The organism is Serratia sp. AR11 (genome assembly GCF_056376275.1).
Genome location: NZ_CM150739.1, coordinates 2,229,061 through 2,248,421 on the forward strand (window position 1 = coordinate 2,229,061; position 19,361 = coordinate 2,248,421).

Consider the following 19,361-nt stretch of genomic DNA (forward strand, 5'->3'; position numbering starts at 1 on the left):
ATTAAAAAAGATATTTAATATTTTTTGTGATCCCGTCGTCATTAGGTAAATATGATCTGTAGTTTTTACTAAATATTTACTATCGTTCTCCCATTGAAAGCTGTCGGGAGACGTGACGTGAACAATTGGGAAAACATAGAAAAGCAGTCGGAGAATCGCTTGCCGGCGCGGGCGAGTTTCTTCAGCTATGCGGATGCCAGGCAGGCATTGAGTTTTGATCGCAACGCAAGTTTGGGCTTCCAGTTGCTGAGCGGGCGTTGGCAGTTTCGCTACTTCGAACACCCGGACCTGGTGCCGGAGGCATTTTACCGCCAGCCGATGGCGGAATGGGGCGAAATCGCCGTGCCGGGCATGTGGCAGATGGAAGGGCATGGTCAACTGCAGTATACCGACGAAGGTTACCCATTCCCGATCGACGTGCCTTATGTGCCGACCAATAATCCTGCCGGGGCCTATCAGCGCCTTTTTACTCTCGATAACGAGTGGCAGGATCAGCAGGTCATCATCAAATTTGACGGCGTGGAAACCTATTTTGAGGTTTACCTCAATGGTCACTACGTCGGTTTTAGTAAAGGCAGCCGTCTGTCAGCCGAGTTTGATCTCAGCGACTATCTGCAAGCGGGGGACAACCTGCTGTCCGTTCGCGTGCTGCAATGGGCCGATTCTACCTATATCGAAGATCAGGACATGTGGTGGATGGCCGGTATCTTCCGCGATGTTTACCTGATCGGCCAGCAACGCACACATATTCATGATCTCACTTTGGTTACCACCTTTGACGAGCAGTATTGCGATGCGCTGCTGGCGATAGACGTCGAGTTGCAGCATCTGGGGCAAGGCGTGGCTGGCGGTTATCGTCTGCAGGCGCAGCTCTTTGACGGTGAAGCCTGCATTGGTGAACAGTGGGCGAACGAACTGAGTATTGGGGCGGGTGCCACCTGCCGGTTTGAGATCCCGGTCAGCCAGCCCAGGCAGTGGAATGCGGAAGATCCCTATCTGTATCAACTGTTGCTCAGCCTGCGCGACGGCGATGGCAATCTGTTATCGGTAGTGCCGCAGCGGGTGGGTTTCCGTGAAATCAGCGTGCGTGATGGGCTATTCCACATCAACGGGCGCTACCTGAAACTGCACGGCGTTAACCGCCATGACCACGATCATCGCAAAGGTCGGGCGGTTGATATGGCGCGGGTTGAGCGCGACATCGTGCTGATGAAACAGCACAACATCAACTCGGTGCGCACCGCCCATTATCCGAACGATCCGCGTTTTTACGAGCTGTGCGATATCTACGGCCTGTTTGTGATGGCGGAAACCGATCTGGAAAGCCACGGGTTTGCCAACGTTGGCGATATCAGCCGCATTACCGACGATCCACGTTGGGAAAACGCGTACGTAGAACGCATTGAGCGCCATGTGAAGGCGCAGAAAAACCATCCTTCAATCATTATCTGGTCACTGGGCAACGAGTCTGGCTATGGCTGCAACATTCGCGCCATGGCCAAACGCTGTAAGGCGCTCGATGCCACCCGACTGGTGCATTACGAAGAAGACCGGGATGCGGAAGTGGTCGATGTGATCAGCACCATGTATTCCCGCGTGGCGATGATGAATGCGTTCGGTGAGTATCCTCACCCCAAACCCCGGATCCTGTGTGAATACGCTCATGCTATGGGCAATGGGCCGGGCGGACTGTTCGAATATCAGTCGGTGTTTAACCGCCATGCCAGCCTGCAGGGACATTACATCTGGGAATGGTGCGATCACGGTTTGCTCAGCCATGACCAGCAGGGGCGGGAACGTTATCAGTACGGCGGCGATTACGGCGATTACCCGAATAACTATAACTTCTGCATGGATGGCCTGATCTACCCGGATCAGCGCCCTGGTCCCGGCCTGCGTGAATACAAACAGGTGCTGTGTCCGGTTGAGGTGAGCGGCGTGGGCGAGAAAACGCCGGTATTACGGGTCAAAAACCGCTATTGGTTCAGTTCGTTGGCCGATATTACGCTGAAGGTCAGCGTTAAGGCCGGCGGGCGGCTACTGACCGGCTATGAGATTAAGCTGCCGCACCTGCAGCCGGGGGAATCAGAAGAGGTCCATTTGCCTGCATTGGCGCTGGGCGCGGAAGAAACCTTCATCGACGTCGAGGTGTATAAAGACAGCGCCACCCGTTACAGCGAAAGCGGAGATCTGCTGGGGCAGTATCAACATCTGTTGCAGCCTGCCACCGCGTTAGTTAGCCCACCGGAGTCCATCCCTGTTTCTGCGCTGCAATGCGCTGACGAAAACCATCAAATTATTGTCAGTGGCGAGAACTTCAGCCTGACCTTCTCGCGCCTGAGTGGCGAACTGCAGTCGTGGAAAGTGGCAGGAGAGGAGGTGGTGGGCCGCGCACCGCACCTGACCTTCTTCAAACCGGTGATCGACAACCACAAACAGGAGTATGAGGGCATTTGGCTGCCGAATCATCTGCAGATCATGCAGCAGCATTTCCGTAGCCTGCACTGGGAACAGCAGGGGGATGACGTGGTGATTGAAGTCTGCACCCTGATTGCCCCGCCGGTATTTGATTTTGGCATGCGTTGCCGTTACCGCTGGCAGATCTCTGCGCAGGGCCATGTCAGCCTGGATCTGTCGGGCGAGCCTTACGGCGATTTCCAGCAGGTGATCCCGAAGATTGGCCTGGATTTTGGCCTCAGCCGCCGCTTTGAACAGGTGGAATACTACGGCCGTGGACCGGGGGAAAACTATCAGGACAGCTGCCAGGCTAACCTGATCGGCCACTATCAGCAGCGGGTTGGCGAACTGTTTGAGCACTATCCGTTCCCGCAGGATAACGGCAATCGCCAAGAGGTACGCTGGCTGAGTCTGCAAGATGCCAATGGCCACGGCATCTTTATCCAGCCGCGGCGGCCGATCAATTTCAGCCTGTGGCCCTACAGCGCCGAGATGCTGCACCAGGCTCAGCATATTAATGAACTGCAAGAAAGCGACTACCTGACGTTAAACCTCGACGATCAAATTCTGGGGCTGGGCTCCAACTCCTGGGGTTCGGAGGTGCTGGATTCCTATCGGGTTTATCTGTCGTCGTTTAACTACGGCTTTACGCTGGTGCCGTTTAACCGGCAGGAAACCGAGGCGGCTACGCTTGCCGGCTATCGTTTTTCACCGGCCATTAATAACGCTCAGTCAGAAGAGGCGAACTTATGATTATTGTCGAATCATTAGCGGAGTTTCAGCTTATTTACCGCGCCGGGAAAAAATGGCAACGCTGTATGGAGGCCATCAATAATATTGAACGCATCGAGCCCGATGTCTTTTATTCGGTTGGCGACTCGCTGGTTTACCGGTTGGCGTCCAGCCCGAGCCAACAACATGGTTGGCTGGAGGGGAATCGCCGCTATTTTGATCTGCACTATTACCTTGCCGGCCAGGAAACTATTGAGATTGCCGACAAATGTGAACTGACTTCGGTGGTGGCCTATCAGGATGAAACCGACCGCGAGTTTTTCAGCGGGCAGGGCGAGCCACACCGGGTGGGGCAAGGGAATGTCGTTATCTTTGAGAATCACCAGGCCTATCGTTTTAAAGAAAGTCACCAGGTAAAAAAAGTCATTTTAAAAGTGACGGTAGAAGACAGCTATTTCCTTAATAAATAGCCGAACTCCTAATTAAAAATAAGCCCCATTGCTTTCAGGTTGCCGCCGGCAAGGCTGCAGCTTGAAAGACCAGGGGAAATAAACCGATTAAGTACCCTACAATATTTCGGAGAGTGTCTATGGCTGTGTCGAATAGAAATACTATCGGCAAGTTCGGCCTGCTGGCGATGACGTTCGCGGCAGTGTTCAGCTTTAATAATGTAATAAACAATAATATTCAGCTTGGCATTGCCTCCGCCCCGGTGTTCCTGGTGGCGACCATCATCTATTTTATTCCGTTCTGCCTGATCATTGCCGAGTTCGTTTCACTAAACAAAAACTCCGAAGCCGGGGTGTATGCCTGGGTAAAAAGCGCCCTGGGCGGGCGTTGGGCATTTATGACCGCCTATACCTATTGGTTTGTGAACCTGTTCTTCTTCACCGCGCTGTTGCCGAGGGTTATCGCTTACGCCTCTTATGCGTTTTTGGGCTATGACTACGTCTTCACGCCGTTAACCACCGCGATCATCAGTATCTTCCTGTTCGCGTTCTCGACCTATATCTCCAACAGCGGCGCCAAGCTGTTGGGGCCGATGACCTCGGTCACCTCTTCGTTGATGCTGTTGCTGACGTTCTCCTACATCATCCTGGCCGGTGCGGCGGTGATTGGCGGCATCGAACCGGCGAACCCGATCACGGTGGAAGCCATCACCCCTAACTTTAACTGGGCCTTCCTCGGTATCACCGCATGGATTTTCCAGGCGGCGGGCGGGGCCGAATCGGTGGCGGTGTATGTCAATGACGTGAAGGGCGGCAGCCGCTCGTTTGTGAAAGTGATCATCCTTTCCGGACTGGTGATCGGCGTGCTGTACTCGGTGTCATCATTGCTGCTTAACGTGTTCGTGAGCCGCGCCGATCTGCACTTTACCGGCGGTACGGTTCAGGTATTTGAAGGGCTGTCGGCGCACTTTGGCCTGCCGGCGGTGCTGATGAACCGTTTCGTCGGCCTGATCTCCTTTACCGCCATGTTTGGCTCATTGCTGATGTGGACTGCTGCCCCGGTAAAAATCTTCTTCACCGAGATCCCCAAAGGCATCTTTGGCGAGAAAACCATCCGCCTGAACAAGCATGGCGTGCCGACCCGCGCGGCCTGGTTGCAGTTCTTTATCGTCATCCCACTGATGCTGATCCCGACGCTGGGCTCTGACAGCGTGCAGGATTTAATGAATACGCTGATTAATATGACCGCCGCCGCATCGATGCTGCCGCCGCTGTTCATTATGCTGGCCTACCTGAACCTGCGTTTGAAGTACGACCGCGTACAGCGCGACTTCAAGATGGGGTCCCGGCTGCAGGGCATCGCCATTGTCAGCACGCTGATCGTTATTTTTGCCGTGGGTTTTGTCGCCTCAACCTTCCCGACCGGCGCCAGCATTATGACTATTGTGTTTTATAACGTTGGCGGGCTGGTAATCTTCCTCGGTTATGCCTGGTGGAAGTACAACCGATACTCGAAGACCCTGGATGCTCAGGCCCGTTATGACGAGGACACGCCGTTGGCCAGAATCGAGCTGGAAGCGCAGGATGGCAAAAAGAACCTCGCCGGCGATCTGCGCTGCACCACCTTGTAATCCACTATCGATAAAACTCGCCCCTCGGCGCTCGCTGAGGGGTTTTAATGGCGGCTCGGATAAGCGCCATTCTCATTACCCCGATAAACTTGCGCATTAGATAAGTGGCGACTAATGTTTAGTTATGAATGAAAATGACATCTTCAAGGCGCTGGCGGATCCCACCCGTCGCACCATCTTCGAGAAACTGGCGGCTGGCGGCATGAATGCCAGTGCGCTGCGTGAAGGTATGCCGATCAGCCAATCGGCCATGTCCCAGCATCTGGCAGTGTTGCGGCAGGCGGGCCTGGTGTGCGAGGAGCGACAAGGGCGTTTCGTTAATTATCAGGTGGACCCGCAGGGCCTGGCATTGATTGCTCAATGGCTGGACAAGTACCGTGCCTTCTGGCCGGAGCGTATCGATAAGCTGAATATTTTGCTAAAGGACATGGATCAATGAACCAGACCGACGCTAACCCGCAGCCGCTAGTGCTGGAATATTCACTCGATGCGCCGCCCGAAAAAGTCTGGCGGGCGATTGGCATCCCGGCATTGCGCGAACAATGGTTGCCAACCCGCGTATTGGCCGATGCAGAACCTATTGCGGTGACGCCGGGCGCAGAGATCAGTTACCGGATGCGCGATGATCAGCCGCCGTTCCTTGAAAGCACCGTGACCTTGCAAATTTTGCCCACCGCCGCTGGCGGCAGCCTGTTGCGCGTTATCCACCGGCTGGACGATGCCCGGCTGACGGCGGCGAACGACAGCGGACGGCACCTGATGCGCGCCGCCTGACGGCCAACCTTTCCCATTCCACATCTGAAACAGGAGTTCACTCATGCGTGAATCGATGCTGCTCGTCCCTATGGTGGTTGAACAGACCAGCCAGGGGGAACGTTCTTTCGACATTTATTCGAGATTGCTGCGTGACCGCATCGTTTTCCTGAACGGAGAGGTCAACGATCAGATTGCCGAAGTGCTGTGCGCCCAGTTGCTGTTTCTGGAGGCCGAAAACCCGGAGAAACCGATCCATCTGTATATCAATTCACCGGGCGGGGTGATCACCAGCGGTTTCGCCATCTATGACACCATGAATTACATCAATGCACCGGTGCATACCCTGTGTATGGGCACTGCGCGTTCGATGGGTTCCTTCCTGTTGATGGCCGGGGAGGCGGGGCATCGAATGGCGCTGCCCAATGCCAGTTTGCATGTGCATCAGCCGCTGGGCGGCTTTCAGGGCCAGGCGTCGGATATTCTGATCCACGCCGAAGAGATGAAACGCACCAAGCACAGCGTCATCACGCTATATGCCAAACATTGTGGACGCAGTTATGAAGAGGTCGAACGAGCACTCGACCGCGACCATTTTATGAGTGCAGACGAAGCGGTGGAGTGGGGGCTGGTGGATAAGGTGCTGCGGGGACGGTGAGGGTTAAATTAAAGCCGCGCGGTTGCGCGGCTTTGGGGGATGGCGGGTAATAATGATTACCACTCGGTAATTACGCCGTCCTGAACTGGGCGAGTGTAGGTAAAGCCCAGTTGGCCGGCAGGTTTCTTACCGACGAGAGCATGATCTATATGACCGTCATCCAGCTTGTCTTTTTTCAACTTCTTATACTCTTTTTGCGAAACTCGGATACCGAATTGACTTGTTCGCGTTTTCCTCCCGGTTTCACTGTCTTTTACTGATATTGGGAAAGGTGTATGGCTTGGCGTTTGTGTTTCCACGATCAAATACCAGCTTTTACCGCCTGAATTATCGTAGGTGCGTTCTACTCCCGACTTCTCGCCCACCCGATCGACAATAGTCAGCGTCAGCGGTTGCATGATCAGATCATAGGTGTAGTCCAGCCCTGCCAAGGCCTCGAGCCAAAGAGGGGGGATAACCCGGTCATTTAGGTCTGCACGAGCGATGAGATTGCGCGCATAGCTAATATCGTTATCGACCTTTACTCGGTCCTGGCGGGAAAGCTTGAGATTACGCAGTTTTTGGGTTCTTTGGTCCATCGTGAAATATAAGCCATCACGCATACGTTCACGGTCATAAGCCTTGAAGGCTGCCTCGATCTTGATCTGCGTATCTGCGGCGTTCTTCGACAGCGCTGAGGTGGCTTCGGCAAATTTCCCTGTCAGGTCGGGCGCCCACTTGAGATAGGTTTGCAGCTGTGGATCTTTATCCATATTGCCGAGGGTGCTATCCCATTTTTGCAGTAGTGGCCAGCGGAGCATTAGCGTCCTCACTTGCGTGAGTAACGCCTGGTTTTGCTGATTCACCGCAGTAAGGATGTCCAACCTTTGTGGTGTATTTTCCACGGAGACAAGCGGTGCGGCTTGGCGGGACTGGAAATTGGACAAAAGGTTTTCCGCCTGCGTGATTATCTGGTCGGCTGGTACTTTTGCATAGATGAACGGCTCATGTTTCATTTTGCTGAGTTGGTCAGATAACGTCTGCGCTTGCGCCGCCATTTGGTTGCTTTGGCTGGTTTGGGTCGCAATGTTCTTTTCCAGCGCGGCAAGTTGGTGCTGGCCTATGTAAAGACTCAGTTTCCAGGCAAGGGCCAGTGCAACAAGTATGATAGCAAGTCCTGTCAACCACTGCTTACTGGTCATGTATAGGAATGCAGCAGCGCGTTGGCTCAGGCTCATTTTGTTTGTCTGATAGCGCAGGCGCTGTGAAAACCAATTTTTAACTCCCTGCTCAATCAGTTTATCGTCGATGTCGGTTCCGCTGGACTGATAGTAATCACGGATGCGTTGTGTAATTTTCTGGCGTAATTTGGGCAGATCCAAATGTTCGTCCAGTGCAATACGCTGTGCGTAGAGTGAGTCAATAATGGCCATGGCACCTAGTTGGTCGCTTAATTTAATCTCACTCATGGGCCACACTCCCGCTGGTTGTGTTTAGGGCATAGATATATTTCATTAGAAACTATCCGTAGTGCGGAACCCGCCACCGCCGGTTGAAGAAGAAGAACTGAAGCCACTACCACCGCTGCCGGAAGAGGACGATGAAGATGAAGATGAAGATGAAGAACTATATCCGACGCCAGACGAATAGCTCCGTGCGGATGAATTTCCCCACGAACCGGACGAGGCTCTGGCAGTTACCGATGGTGGTGGGAGTCGGTGGGTAATCATATCCAACTTATGCAATACCGCTTTCAGACTGATGGCACCGGACAGGTAGTTTTCAAACAGTTCCTCCGGTTTATCTGACCATCTCCATTGGTACTCATAAATCGGATTGTCATATCCCTGCGCCGAAAATTGATTGTTCAATTCGATGGCGGCAGTGGCACGGCGCTGGGCTAATTGAGCGTCGATCTCTTGCTGTAGCAGGTTCTCTTCGACCGCTATCTCTTCAAGCTGTAGTTCTCTCAGCTCTTCCAACAGGCGATCGTCAGTCGGCGTCTCGGTTTTCGCCACCAGAATATCCAATTTATCCAGAGGCAATAAGGCCATTTGCGCCGAGAGCTGTGTTGTTATCTGGCTGTAAGTCTCACCTTCGCCCTGAGCGTATTCCTGCAGCTTATTTTGCTGGTTGCGGATTTCTTGTTGTGTGGAACTCAGTATTTTTTCTAGCGCGTTGAGATTCAGATACAGCGTGGGCAGCTGTAGATTCTGTTCGACGTCTTGTACATATTGTTGATATTCATTGGTCTGTTGCTTGGTTTGATTGTGCAACTCCAGCAGACGCCGAGTAGATTCCTTTTGCAGTGCCAGGAGCATCCGGTAATTGGCTGCGTTGTTCGGATAGTGGCTAATTCGTGCCAGCCAGCTATCGAGATTGCGCGACAGCGGCCAGGCTGAATATCCCGGTTGCCCATAGCCTTTTCTCTCCAGGAACATGAAAATGCGTTGCTGATGGTACTCCCCTAGCTTGGTGGTCGTTTCAGCCATTAATTCCTTATGGCTGTTTTCCTGTTGGCCGACATCCTGACTGCTTTTAACCATCAACTGCCTGGCTGCTACAGCATCAATATTTTGTTGTAGTTGCCGATCTCGTTCATCTTCTTGCCGATTTATTTCTACATGCAACTGTTGCAACTGAGCATGTCGGTTCTCGATTTCTTTCTCGCTGAGCTGTAAGGCCTGTTGAGACTGGGCAATCTCTTGCTGAAGTTTATTTAGTAATTTCTGCACGTTTGCCATTTCGCCAACGCGAGGAGATTCTTTCAGAAGTACTGTGGCCATCTGGTGATAGAGGCTGGCGATTTGCTGTTTCAGCACCAGTTGCAGGTGGCGAGCATCTGCCTGATTGATTTCAATTCCAGAGAGGGCCGCTCTGGCCCGGTCCGATAGGGCTGCCAGTTTTCGGCCAAGTTCGTAGGCGTGCATCGATAACTCCGTGTCAGACCCCCTAATCATCCTGGTTGGAACCAATAAGGGGATCCTTGGTAAATTTAGCGAGATGTTTCTGCCTTGGTAATGACTTCGGTAAAACGACGTTTCCCATCTTCAACGACGGAGGCTAGCTCATTGGCATTGTTTGTCGCTTCGGTACGCAATTCCTCAATCATTCGGTAGCTGGACTCTTGGAATGAGACAATGGCATTAACCAAAGAACGTACAGAATCGGCCTTGATGGTAGTGCCATAGCCGGCCCTCAGACCAACTTCAAGCTGCTTGCTACCCTGTGTCGCGATGTTGATGAGGCCATCATTGATACCCGCTTTCATTTGACCTGCTCCCAGTTGATTAGTACACCCCGATGTTAGTAATGTCTTCATAAGCCACATGAGGACATCCCCATGAAGAAGCGTTTTTCCGACCAACAGATCATCAGTATTCTCCGCGAGGCTGAAGCCGGGGTATCCGCCCGTGAACTCTGCCGCAAGCACGCCATTTCCGATGCCACGTTTTACACCTGGCGTAAGAAGTATGGCGGTATGGAGGTGCCTGAGGTTAAGCGCCTGAAGTCGCTTGAGGAAGAGAACGCCAGACTCAAGAAGCTGCTTGCCGAAGCCATGCTGGATAAAGAGGCGCTTCAGGTGGCTCTTGGGCGAAAGTACTGACGACAGACCAGAAGCGGGAAGCCGTGATGTTGATATGTGATGCGACCGGTCTGTCGCAACGTCGTGCCTGCAGGCTCACGGGTTTATCCCTGTCGACCTGCCGCTATGAGGCTCAGCGCCCGGCTGCAGATGCGCATTTATCTGGGCGCATCACTGAGCTGGCACTGGAGCGCAGGCGTTTTGGCTACCGTCGCATCTGGCAGTTGCTGCGCCGTGAAGGGCTGCATGTTAATCATAAGCGCGTGTACAGGCTTTATCACCTCAGTGGCCTGGGCGTAAAACGCAGAAGACGTCGTAAAGGGCTGGCAACAGAACGTCTGCCGCTGCTCCGTCCGGCGGCGCCCAATCTGACCTGGTCGATGGATTTCGTCATGGACGCATTGGCCACCGGTCGCAGGATCAAGTGCCTTACCTGCGTAGACGACTTCACGAAGGAATGCCTGACGGTCACTGTTGCCTTTGGGATTTCAGGCGTGCAGGTCACGCGTATTCTGGACAGCATTGCGCTGTTTCGCGGCTATCCGGCGACGATAAGAACGGATCAGGGCCCGGAATTTACCTGCCGCGCACTCGATCAATGGGCCTTTGAGCATGGCGTGGAGCTGCGACTTATCCAGCCCGGCAAGCCGACACAGAACGGATTTATTGAGAGTTTTAACGGACGCTTTCGCGATGAATGCCTGAATGAACACTGGTTCAGTGACGTCAGTCATGCCAGGAAAACCATCAGTGAATGGCGTCAGGATTATAATGAGTGCCGCCCGCACTCCGCGCTGAATTATCAGACGCCGTCTGAATTTGCGGCGGCCTGGAGAAAGGGTAATTCTGATAGTGAAGGATCCGACATTACTAAGTGAGCGTTGTATCTAATCCTGGGGGCAGGTCACATTGCCTCCAGCGTTTCGGTACTTTCTGCCAACCCCTGTAGCGACGTCATTGAGGCTGACAGGGCGGTAAAGACAATTTCGTTAGTGCTGAAGAAGGTGACACTCTGGCGGTAGACCCGCTCTTTAATGGCGTTAGTCTGCTGCAAACGAGCAAAAACGGCTTCGGCAGCGTTATAGGCGATCATCAGATTATCCGCCAGATCTTTGACTATCTGATAACGTTCGTCTTCTTTCTGCATGGTCCTTAATGCTTCATCACGTGTCAGCTCCATCTGGGCTCGGGTGATATTGTCATCACTCTGCGATTGCTCAGTGGCAGTTTGAGCCGTCTGCAATAACTGGCGACTTTGTTGTAAATTATCCTGCGCTGCGGTCAGTAAAGTTTGAGCATCGACATAGGCCTGCTTCAGACCAAATCGAAAATCCTGATAGGCTTCCAAAATGACTTTTTCACGGCTGATTTGTTCTTCTGACGCTCTGGCCACTTCTAAATAGGTCTGTTTGATATCATTGAAACGGTCGGGGATAGATCCGCGGCGCAGAGTCATCCAACCCGATTTCATACGTTCAATAACGTCAAGCTTGCCGTCCTCCAGCCAGCCAACCATCTGAGTGGCATCTTTACGGATTGAATCAAATGAAGAGACGACTTTTGCCTGCCGATTGGCTACGTCCATATTGCAGATGTTATCGCGCACCACGGCGTTAAAAGCGCTTTGCTGCTGTAAAGTACGGCCAATGGCGATCACGCGGTTATTGTCCAGATCGGAGACTGCATCCAGTAAGGACAGGATCGGGGAATCAGTTTCAGGCGAAAGGATAATCCCCAGTTTTTGCAACTTCTGAATGGCTTTGGTGGTGTACGAAGCCAGCGCATTATTCATGATTAATTCCTTATCGGGACATATCCTGCCATTGAAAGTAAACGCATTATAGCGCCAGCCGGGGCATCTGTAATTACCGGCCCAGTTGTCAGATGCCTTGCCGATACTCGCTCTAGATTTCAAACAATCAGAAAACAAAAAATCCACGCCAAGGCGTGGATTTTGGAGTCTGGTGCAGAAAACGAGGTTTAGACGTTGAACAAGAAGTTCATCACGTCGCCGTCTTTGACGATGTAGTCCTTACCTTCTGAACGCATTTTACCGGCTTCTTTGGCTCCTTGTTCACCCTTGTAGGTGATGAAGTCTTCAAAAGCGATGGTCTGCGCGCGGATAAAGCCTTTCTCGAAATCGGTGTGGATCTTGCCGGCTGCCTGCGGTGCGGTAGCGCCAACCGGAATGGTCCAGGCGCGAACTTCTTTTACGCCAGCGGTGAAGTAAGTCTGCAGATTCAGCAGCTCGTAACCGGCGCGGATCACGCGGTTCAGACCAGGCTCTTCCAGACCCAGCTCGGCCATAAACTCGGCGCGGTCTTCGTCTTCCAGCTCGGCGATGTCGGATTCAACCGCGGCGCACACGGCAACCACGACCGAACCTTCGGCCGCAGCGATTTCGCGCACTTTGTCCAGGTATGGGTTGTTCTCATAGCCGTCTTCGTTGACGTTGGCGATGTACATGGTTGGCTTCAGCGTCAGGAAACTCAGGTAGCGGATGGCTGCACGGTCTTCATCGGACAGATCAAGCGCACGCAGCATGCCGGCGTTTTCCAGCTGTGGCAGGCATTTTTCCAGTGCGGCCAGCTCGGCTTTTGCGTCTTTATCGCCGCCTTTGGCTTTCTTCTGTACGCGGTGGATAGCGCGTTCGCAGGTGTCCAGATCCGACAGTGCCAGCTCGGTGTTGATCACTTCGATGTCGTCAGCCGGGTCAACCTTGTTGTTTACGTGGATGATGTTGTCGTTCTCGAAGCAGCGCACTACGTGGCCGATAGCTTCGGTTTCACGGATGTTGGTCAGGAACTGGTTGCCCAGGCCTTCGCCTTTGGACGCGCCTTTCACCAGGCCGGCGATGTCGACGAATTCCATGGTGGTTGGCAGGATGCGTTGGGGTTTGACGATCTCGGCCAACTGGTCCAGACGCGAATCGGGCATCGGCACCACACCGGTATTAGGTTCAATGGTGCAGAACGGGAAGTTGGCTGCTTCGATACCCGCTTTGGTCAACGCGTTGAACAGGGTGGATTTGCCTACGTTAGGCAGGCCGACGATACCGCATTTGAATCCCATGTTGTTATCACCTTAAATATCTTAACTATCAGCCGGTTAGGTTTAACCCACTGCATAAAGGACGAAATAATGGCGCCATTATACACGTAATGGCCGTTTTTCTCGATCTGGCTGTGTGCTGCGGGCAAATGCAGCCACAAAACCGGTTTTTGATTGAGATTTGGATCACATTTACACATACTGACACTTCTGATTAACCTACAGGAAACGCGCCGGATGTACTTCTTGCCCAGTCCACCCTGAGTTGCCCCCCTCCTGAGGTTTGCCGCGCCATGCGGCTGTGTTTCCCGTCCTGCGGGAAGGTTTTTTATCTGTCAGAAGTGAATAATCCATGTTTAACCTGAACAATTTCAGGCTGTCGACCGTCAAGAACGAGGTGCTGGCGGGCTTTGTGGTGGCCGTTTCCATGATCCCCGAAGCGGTCGGCTTTTCTTTGGTCGCCGGGCTTTCCCCGATCGTTGGGTTGCACACCGCCTTCATTATCGGTCTGGTCACCGCGCTGTTTGGCGGCAAGCCGGGTATGGTGTCGGGCGCGGCCGGTTCGATCGTGGTGGTGCTGATGAGCCTGGCGGCGCAACACGGCATGGCCTATGTGTTATGGGCGACGATTTTCGCCGGGGTGATCCAAATCCTGATTGGCGTTTTCCGGCTGGGTAAATTTATTCGTCTGGTGCCGCTGCCGGCGATCCACGGTTTTGTGAATGGTTTGGCGATCGTCATCATGCTGGCGCAGCTGCATATGATTGCCGGGCAGGGGCTGCTGATGTACGGGCTGGTGGCGCTGGCGATCGGGGTGGTGGTGCTGTTCCCACGGCTGACCCGGGTGATCCCGGCCTCGTTGGCGGCCCTGATTGTGGTTTCCGCGCTGGCGATTGGATTTAACCTGCATACCTTGCGGGTCGGCGATCTGGCCGATATCTCCGGCGCCTTGCCGCATTTCAGCCTGCCGATGGCCCCGTTCAGCCTGGAAATGCTGAAAGTGGTGCTGCCGTATGCGGTAGTGATCGCTTTGGTGGGGTTGATTGAGTCGTTGCTGACCATGACGGTGCTTGACGAAATGGGCGGCAAAAAGGGTAATGGCAACCGCGAGAGCATCGCTCAGGGCGCGGGCAATGCCATTTGCGGCCTGTTCGGTTGTTTTGCCGGCTGCGCGATGATTGGCCAGTCGATTATCAACTTCACCTCGGGTGGGCGCGGACGTATTTCCGGCGTCGTCGGTGCGATACTGTTGATCCTGTTTGTGGTCAGCCTGTCAGGTTACATAGGCCTGTTACCGGTAGCGGCACTGGCCGGGGTGATGCTGGTGGTGTGTTACAACACCTTTGAGTGGAGTTCGCTGCGCCGCTTGCGGCGGATGCCGAAGGCCGATGCGCTGGTGATGCTGCTGGTCACGGTGATCACCATCTTTACCGATTTGGCGATGGCGGTGATCAGCGGGGTGATTATCTCAGCGCTGGTGTTCGCCTGGCAGCAGGCGCGCATTCGCGTGCGTCAGCATCAGGTGGAGGGGGATGTTGCGGTATATCAACTGGACGGGCCGCTGTTCTTTGGTTCTACCACGGCCTTTGCCGAGCTGTTTGAACCGGAAAACGATCCGCAAAACGTGGTGCTGGATTTTGCCGGTACCCGGGTGATGGACTCCAGCGGAGTAGAAGCGATTGATAAGCTGACGGCACGTTATCTGGCGGCGGGAAAAACCATTCGGTTACGCCACCTGAGCGGCGACTGCGTACGTCTGTTAAAGCAGGCCGGACCGTTTTGCAGCCATGAGCTGGACGATCCGCAATATTATGTGGCGGAAGAAGGCTATCAGACCGACGATGCCAACGTCGGTGAGGAAACCTTCAAACTGCGAACCTAAGCGGGGCGGCAGCGGGCGTGATGCCCGCTGCAATCACTATCAGGCCTGCGCTTTGAAGCTGTGCAGGCGACGAACGGTTTTTTCCAGGCCGTCGGTCAGCAGAATTTCCGTGCAACGTGCGGCTTCATCAATCGCTTCATCAATCATTTTTTGCTCGCTGGCCGGTGGCTTGCCGAGCACGAAACCCACCACCTTGTTTTTATCGCCCGGATGGCCAATGCCGATGCGCAAGCGATAGAAGTTCGGGTTATTGCCGAACTTGCTCTGAATATCCTTCAGCCCGTTGTGCCCGCCGTTGCCGCCACCCAGTTTGATTTTTGCGATACCGGGCGGAATATCCAGCTCGTCGTGCGCGACCAGAATTTCGTCCGGCTCAATACGGTAGAAATTGGCCATCGCCAGCACGGCTTTGCCACTGAGGTTCATAAAGGTGGTAGGCACCAGTAGGCGCACGTCATTACCGGCCAAATTCAGGCGGGCGGTGTAGCCGTAGAATTTGCTCTCTTCCTTCAACTGCTGGTTATGGCGCTGGGCCAGTAAATCGACGTACCAGGCGCCGGCGTTGTGTCGCGTCTGGGCATACTCAGCGCCCGGATTCGCCAGGCCGACTATCAATTTAATACTGCTCACGGGGAGATTCGCTATGATCGAGATAATGGAAAGGGCATTAGTCTACCTGCCTGCGCCGCGAATGACAAAATCCTGATGCTGTGCGTGGCGTTAGTCAGCGGACATCCTCAGAATGGGGAGTAATTCATTAGCATAATCATTCAATTTGTTAACTAATTACTTGCTTTAAGTAAAGATTTGTCATGCTTTCTTTACCATTTGTGATCGCCTACGCAATCCCCTTGCCGGAACAGGGCCTATACTTAACTTATCAAAGTGGGTTAACCATTTACTGAGTTACCCTGGTTGGCAAATGGCACTATGGAGGTGGCATATGAAACGTAGAAACGTGAACAAAATGGGCAACTTTTTTATGGGGCTGGGGCTGGTAGTCATGATCTTCGGCGTTGGATACAACATTCTTGCTGAAGTATCGCAGTTCAATTTGCCGCAGTTTTTCGCCCATGGCGCCATCATGAGTATCTTCGTCGGCGCGCTGTTATGGCTGGTTGGTGCGCGTATCGGCGGGCGTGAGCAGGTGGCGGATCGTTACTGGTGGATAAAACATTTTGATAAACGCTGCCGAAACGACAATCATCGTTCGTCACATTGATTAAAAAAATAAAAGGGAACCCGCGTTACGGCAAAGGAGATCTGCCGCGCATTAAGGCTTAAGGTCATGTTTGACTACCCGTAGAAAACCCGTTGTTGCTGATGCACCAACGGGTTTTTCTTTTTCTGCTATCGGGCAATCAATCGATCCGGTACGGCAGGGGGCCGCACCGAAAAGAATTCTGATTAATGCTCGAACATCGCAGAAATTGACTCTTCATTGCTGATACGACGGATGGCTTCAGCCAGCATGCCGGACAGCGTCAGAGTACGCACGTTTTTCAGTGCCTTGATTTCTGCAGACAACGGAATGGTGTCGCAGACGATAACTTCATCAATCACCGAGTTGCGGATGTTTTCCACAGCATTACCGGAGAAGATCGGGTGGGTCGCGTAGGCAAATACGCGCTTGGCACCGCGTTCTTTCAACGCTTCAGCTGCTTTACACAAGGTACCGCCGGTGTCGATCATATCGTCAACCAGCACGCAGTCACGGCCTGCCACGTCACCAATAATGTGCATCACCTGGGAAACGTTCGCACGTGGGCGGCGTTTATCGATGATAGCCATATCGGTATCGTTCAGCAGTTTGGCGATAGCGCGGGCGCGCACTACGCCACCGATGTCCGGGGAAACCACGATTGGGTTCTCCAGATTCTGTTGCAGCATGTCTTCGAGCAGGATCGGGCTACCGAACACGTTATCTACAGGAACATCGAAGAAGCCCTGGATCTGTTCAGCGTGCAGATCCACCGTCAGTACGCGGTCAACCCCAACGCTGGAGAGGAAGTCGGCGACAACTTTGGCGGTGATTGGCACACGAGCAGAACGCACGCGGCGATCCTGGCGGGCATAGCCGAAATAAGGGATAACAGCAGTAATACGACCTGCGGAGGCGCGACGCAGAGCATCTACCATAACAACCAGTTCCATCAGGTTATCGTTGGTAGGGGCACAGGTGGACTGGATGATGAAAATATCACCGCCGCGTACATTTTCGTTGATTTGCACGCTCACTTCGCCGTCGCTAAAACGACCTACTGCGGCGTCACCAAGGCTGGTGTACAAACGGTTGGCAATACGTTGTGCTAGTTCCGGGGTGGCGTTACCAGCAAAAAGCTTCATATCAGGCACGAGAAGAACCTCAGGCATGCGTCCAGAGAAGATATTGTCATTCGGCCTCGCTAAGGGGCAGTTAGCGACGCCGGCGCAATATCATACGGGTGTGTAAAAAAAATTTGAAACCGCAGCGGCGCAGGGATGACAGGGCCAGGTGTGAGCGACTCTGCGCAGCGAAACGAGAACTACGGTTCAATCTGCCCGGAACGAATGCGATGTAGTGGAGAGACGTTAACGCCACGCGCTACAAAACCACGTATCCACTCCGGGGCTTGATTTAACACCTGACGGGCGGCGGTTTCTGTGTCGAATTCAGCAAACACACAAGCACCTGTGCCAGTCAGGCGTGACGGCGCGTATTCTAACAGCCAAGAAACAAGCTGTTCAACCTCGCGAAAACGTTTTCTTGCTATTGGTTCGCAATCATTTGCGTAAGTTGCCTGTAACAGCACATTTAATGGGCGAACCGGGGTGTCTCTTTTTAAATCGGCATCGCCAAAAATAACCGGGGTCGGGATGCTGACACCCGGATGGGCCACCAGATACCACTTTTCCTGCGGATTGGCCGGTTGCAAACGTTCGCCAATACCCTCGGCAAAGGCGGCATGGCCGCGAACGAACACCGGAACATCGGCACCAAGGGCCAGCCCCAGCTCTGCCAACTGCTCGTCGCTCAAGCCGCAGCGCCACAGATCATTGAGCGCCACTAACACCGTGGCGGCGTTGGAGGAACCGCCGCCCAGTCCGCCACCCATCGGCAGACGTTTATCGATGCTGATGTCGGCACCGCGCGGGGCGGTGTTTAGCCCATGACGATCGCAATGCTGTTGCAGCAAACGGGCGGCGCGGACGATCAGGTTTTGCTCATCCGGCACGCCGGCCACCGGGGTCAGCAGGTTAATGGCGTCATCCTGGCGCACGTCGATGGTCAGCGTGTCGCCGTAATCCAGAAACTGGAACAGCGTCTGCAGCAGGTGATAGCCGTCTTCACGTTGGCCGGTAATGTACAAAAACAAATTGAGTTTAGCTGGCGATGGCCATTGACGAATCATTTAAGCGTCCAATCGTCCATTTTCAGTTTGATGCGCTGGTCACCCTGTTTCAGTTCCAGACGGCTTGGCAACTGTGGTTTGAGGCTGTTGTTGTAGTCCTGGTAATCCACGGTCCAGGTCTGGCTACCTTGTTGATAGGTCAGCGAGTTCAGGCGATATTGGTCATCGAGCTTGAAGTCGCTGGCCTCACCCGGCAGGCCGAGCATCCACTGGCGCAGGTTGTCCAACGGAATGGCCATGCCGGTCAGCTTGCGGATCATCTCTTCGGCATTGTCGCTGACGTAACGTTTGCCCTGGTTATCCGTCAACTGCACTACGTTTTTCTGTACGTTGAGGTCAAGCTCGGTACTGCCAAGCGGGTTGGTCAGCAGCAGGCGATAACGGTCCGGCGAATACTGTTGCCAGAAGAAGCGGGCGTAGACTTTTTTCTGATCTGACAGGTAGGCGAAAGAACCACGGGTCTGATACTGACTCAGCTGTTGCACCGCTTGTTCGTGGGCACGCCACTGCGGCGACGTCGGGCTGGTGGCCGGGCCGGTCGGCTTGGTGGTAGTACAGGCAGCCAGCACCAGGCTGGCCAGCGGGATCAGGCGGAGCAAACTAACTTTGCGGATTGGCATAACTTTCTCTTGTCCTTTTGTCCTTGCGGGCACGCACAGCGAGACCTTGGTATCAGCATTTACGCTAGCGGGGCAACGCCGGCTCGTCAATTTTTTGCTGCATCGCGTTGAAAATTCCCGGCTTTGTCACCGCTCTCGGGCACGGGGCCAGGTGCGGTCTTCGCTGATAAG

At 53.7% G+C, this 19,361-nt stretch carries 18 protein-coding genes; 9 read left to right on the top strand and 9 right to left on the bottom strand.

Annotated elements, in window-relative coordinates; translation table 11 throughout:
* Positions 1-117: 117 nt before the first annotated feature.
* From ebgA to ACSOSI_RS10630, 6 genes are all read left to right on the top strand, one after another.
* Positions 118-3,210: a beta-galactosidase subunit alpha gene (gene ebgA / locus ACSOSI_RS10605; protein ID WP_476707028.1), complete on the top strand. Its 3,093-nt coding sequence runs from the start codon at positions 118-120 to the stop codon at positions 3,208-3,210.
* A complete protein-coding gene (locus ACSOSI_RS10610; RefSeq protein ID WP_454889416.1) occupies positions 3,207-3,659 on the top strand; it encodes a beta-galactosidase subunit beta in 453 nt (150 codons plus the stop codon). Before ebgA ends, ACSOSI_RS10610 begins: the two co-directional genes overlap by 4 nt.
* A gap of 119 nt (positions 3,660-3,778) precedes the next feature.
* The gene (locus tag ACSOSI_RS10615; RefSeq protein ID WP_012006399.1) at positions 3,779-5,269 is read left to right on the top strand and encodes an amino acid permease; all 1,491 of its coding nucleotides are present in this window, start codon (positions 3,779-3,781) and stop codon (positions 5,267-5,269) included.
* A gap of 124 nt (positions 5,270-5,393) precedes the next feature.
* Positions 5,394-5,708 (top strand): ArsR/SmtB family transcription factor, encoded by a 315-nt coding sequence (locus tag ACSOSI_RS10620; RefSeq protein WP_012006400.1) that lies wholly within the window; start codon positions 5,394-5,396, stop codon positions 5,706-5,708.
* Positions 5,705-6,043, top strand: a complete 339-nt coding sequence (locus ACSOSI_RS10625; RefSeq protein ID WP_115182606.1) for an SRPBCC family protein — start codon at positions 5,705-5,707, stop codon at positions 6,041-6,043. The genes ACSOSI_RS10620 and ACSOSI_RS10625 overlap by 4 nt, the downstream gene beginning before the upstream one ends.
* Positions 6,044-6,086: 43 nt before the next feature.
* Positions 6,087-6,680 (top strand): ATP-dependent Clp protease proteolytic subunit, encoded by a 594-nt coding sequence (locus tag ACSOSI_RS10630; RefSeq protein ID WP_454889418.1) that lies wholly within the window; start codon positions 6,087-6,089, stop codon positions 6,678-6,680.
* A 56-nt stretch (positions 6,681-6,736) separates the two neighbouring features.
* On the opposite strand, the gene ACSOSI_RS10635 is transcribed toward ACSOSI_RS10630, so the two are convergent.
* The 3 genes from ACSOSI_RS10635 to ACSOSI_RS10645 all read right to left on the bottom strand — a co-directional run bounded on the left by ACSOSI_RS10635 (position 6,737) and on the right by ACSOSI_RS10645 (position 9,930).
* The gene (locus ACSOSI_RS10635) at positions 6,737-8,128 is read right to left on the bottom strand and encodes a DUF6384 family protein (protein WP_476707029.1); all 1,392 of its coding nucleotides are present in this window, start codon (positions 8,126-8,128) and stop codon (positions 6,737-6,739) included.
* Positions 8,129-8,173: 45 nt separating this feature from the next.
* Positions 8,174-9,589 carry a hypothetical protein gene (locus ACSOSI_RS10640; protein WP_476707030.1) on the bottom strand — a complete coding sequence of 472 codons (1,416 nt, stop codon included), beginning with the start codon at positions 9,587-9,589 and terminating at the stop codon, positions 8,174-8,176.
* Positions 9,590-9,654: 65 nt separating this feature from the next.
* Entirely contained in the window at positions 9,655-9,930 is a 276-nt protein-coding gene (locus tag ACSOSI_RS10645) for a hypothetical protein (RefSeq protein ID WP_476707031.1), read from the bottom strand.
* Between the two features lie 72 nt (positions 9,931-10,002).
* On the opposite strand from ACSOSI_RS10645, the gene ACSOSI_RS10650 reads away from it, so the two are divergent.
* Positions 10,003-11,123 (top strand): IS3 family transposase gene (locus ACSOSI_RS10650; RefSeq protein ID WP_112150724.1). Its coding sequence is split into 2 segments (ribosomal slippage): positions 10,003-10,261 and positions 10,261-11,123, totalling 1,122 coding nucleotides; the frame shifts between segments, so codons are not numbered across the junction.
* A 26-nt stretch (positions 11,124-11,149) separates the two neighbouring features.
* On the opposite strand, the gene ACSOSI_RS10655 is transcribed toward ACSOSI_RS10650, so the two are convergent.
* Together ACSOSI_RS10655 and ychF are read right to left on the bottom strand one after the other, a co-directional pair.
* Positions 11,150-12,037 carry a merozoite surface protein 3b gene (locus ACSOSI_RS10655; protein ID WP_476707032.1) on the bottom strand — a complete coding sequence of 296 codons (888 nt, stop codon included), beginning with the start codon at positions 12,035-12,037 and terminating at the stop codon, positions 11,150-11,152.
* A gap of 188 nt (positions 12,038-12,225) precedes the next feature.
* Positions 12,226-13,317: a redox-regulated ATPase YchF gene (gene ychF, locus ACSOSI_RS10660; RefSeq protein ID WP_012006406.1), complete on the bottom strand. Its 1,092-nt coding sequence runs from the start codon at positions 13,315-13,317 to the stop codon at positions 12,226-12,228.
* Positions 13,318-13,648: 331 nt separating this feature from the next.
* Here ychF and ACSOSI_RS10665 point away from each other — a divergent pair, with 331 nt between their 5' ends.
* Positions 13,649-15,178: a SulP family inorganic anion transporter gene (locus ACSOSI_RS10665; RefSeq protein WP_112363276.1), complete on the top strand. Its 1,530-nt coding sequence runs from the start codon at positions 13,649-13,651 to the stop codon at positions 15,176-15,178.
* Positions 15,179-15,217: 39 nt separating this feature from the next.
* Here ACSOSI_RS10665 and pth read toward each other — a convergent pair whose 3' ends face one another.
* On the bottom strand, positions 15,218-15,808 hold the full coding sequence (pth, locus tag ACSOSI_RS10670) for an aminoacyl-tRNA hydrolase (protein ID WP_151415161.1): 591 nt from the start codon (positions 15,806-15,808) through the stop codon (positions 15,218-15,220).
* Positions 15,809-16,121: 313 nt separating this feature from the next.
* Between pth and ychH the strand changes: the two genes are divergently transcribed.
* Positions 16,122-16,400, top strand: coding sequence for a stress-induced protein YchH (gene ychH, locus ACSOSI_RS10675; protein WP_012006409.1), 279 nt, complete (start codon positions 16,122-16,124; stop codon positions 16,398-16,400).
* A gap of 185 nt (positions 16,401-16,585) precedes the next feature.
* On the opposite strand, the gene prs is transcribed toward ychH, so the two are convergent.
* The 3 genes from prs to lolB all read right to left on the bottom strand — a co-directional run bounded on the left by prs (position 16,586) and on the right by lolB (position 19,190).
* Positions 16,586-17,533, bottom strand: coding sequence for a ribose-phosphate diphosphokinase (prs, locus tag ACSOSI_RS10680; RefSeq protein WP_012006410.1), 948 nt, complete (start codon positions 17,531-17,533; stop codon positions 16,586-16,588).
* A 170-nt stretch (positions 17,534-17,703) separates the two neighbouring features.
* On the bottom strand, positions 17,704-18,570 hold the full coding sequence (ispE, locus tag ACSOSI_RS10685) for a 4-(cytidine 5'-diphospho)-2-C-methyl-D-erythritol kinase (RefSeq protein ID WP_476707033.1): 867 nt from the start codon (positions 18,568-18,570) through the stop codon (positions 17,704-17,706).
* Positions 18,567-19,190 carry a lipoprotein insertase outer membrane protein LolB gene (lolB, locus tag ACSOSI_RS10690; RefSeq protein ID WP_012006412.1) on the bottom strand — a complete coding sequence of 208 codons (624 nt, stop codon included), beginning with the start codon at positions 19,188-19,190 and terminating at the stop codon, positions 18,567-18,569. The genes ispE and lolB overlap by 4 nt, the downstream gene beginning before the upstream one ends.
* Between the last annotated feature and the right edge of the window lie 171 nt (positions 19,191-19,361).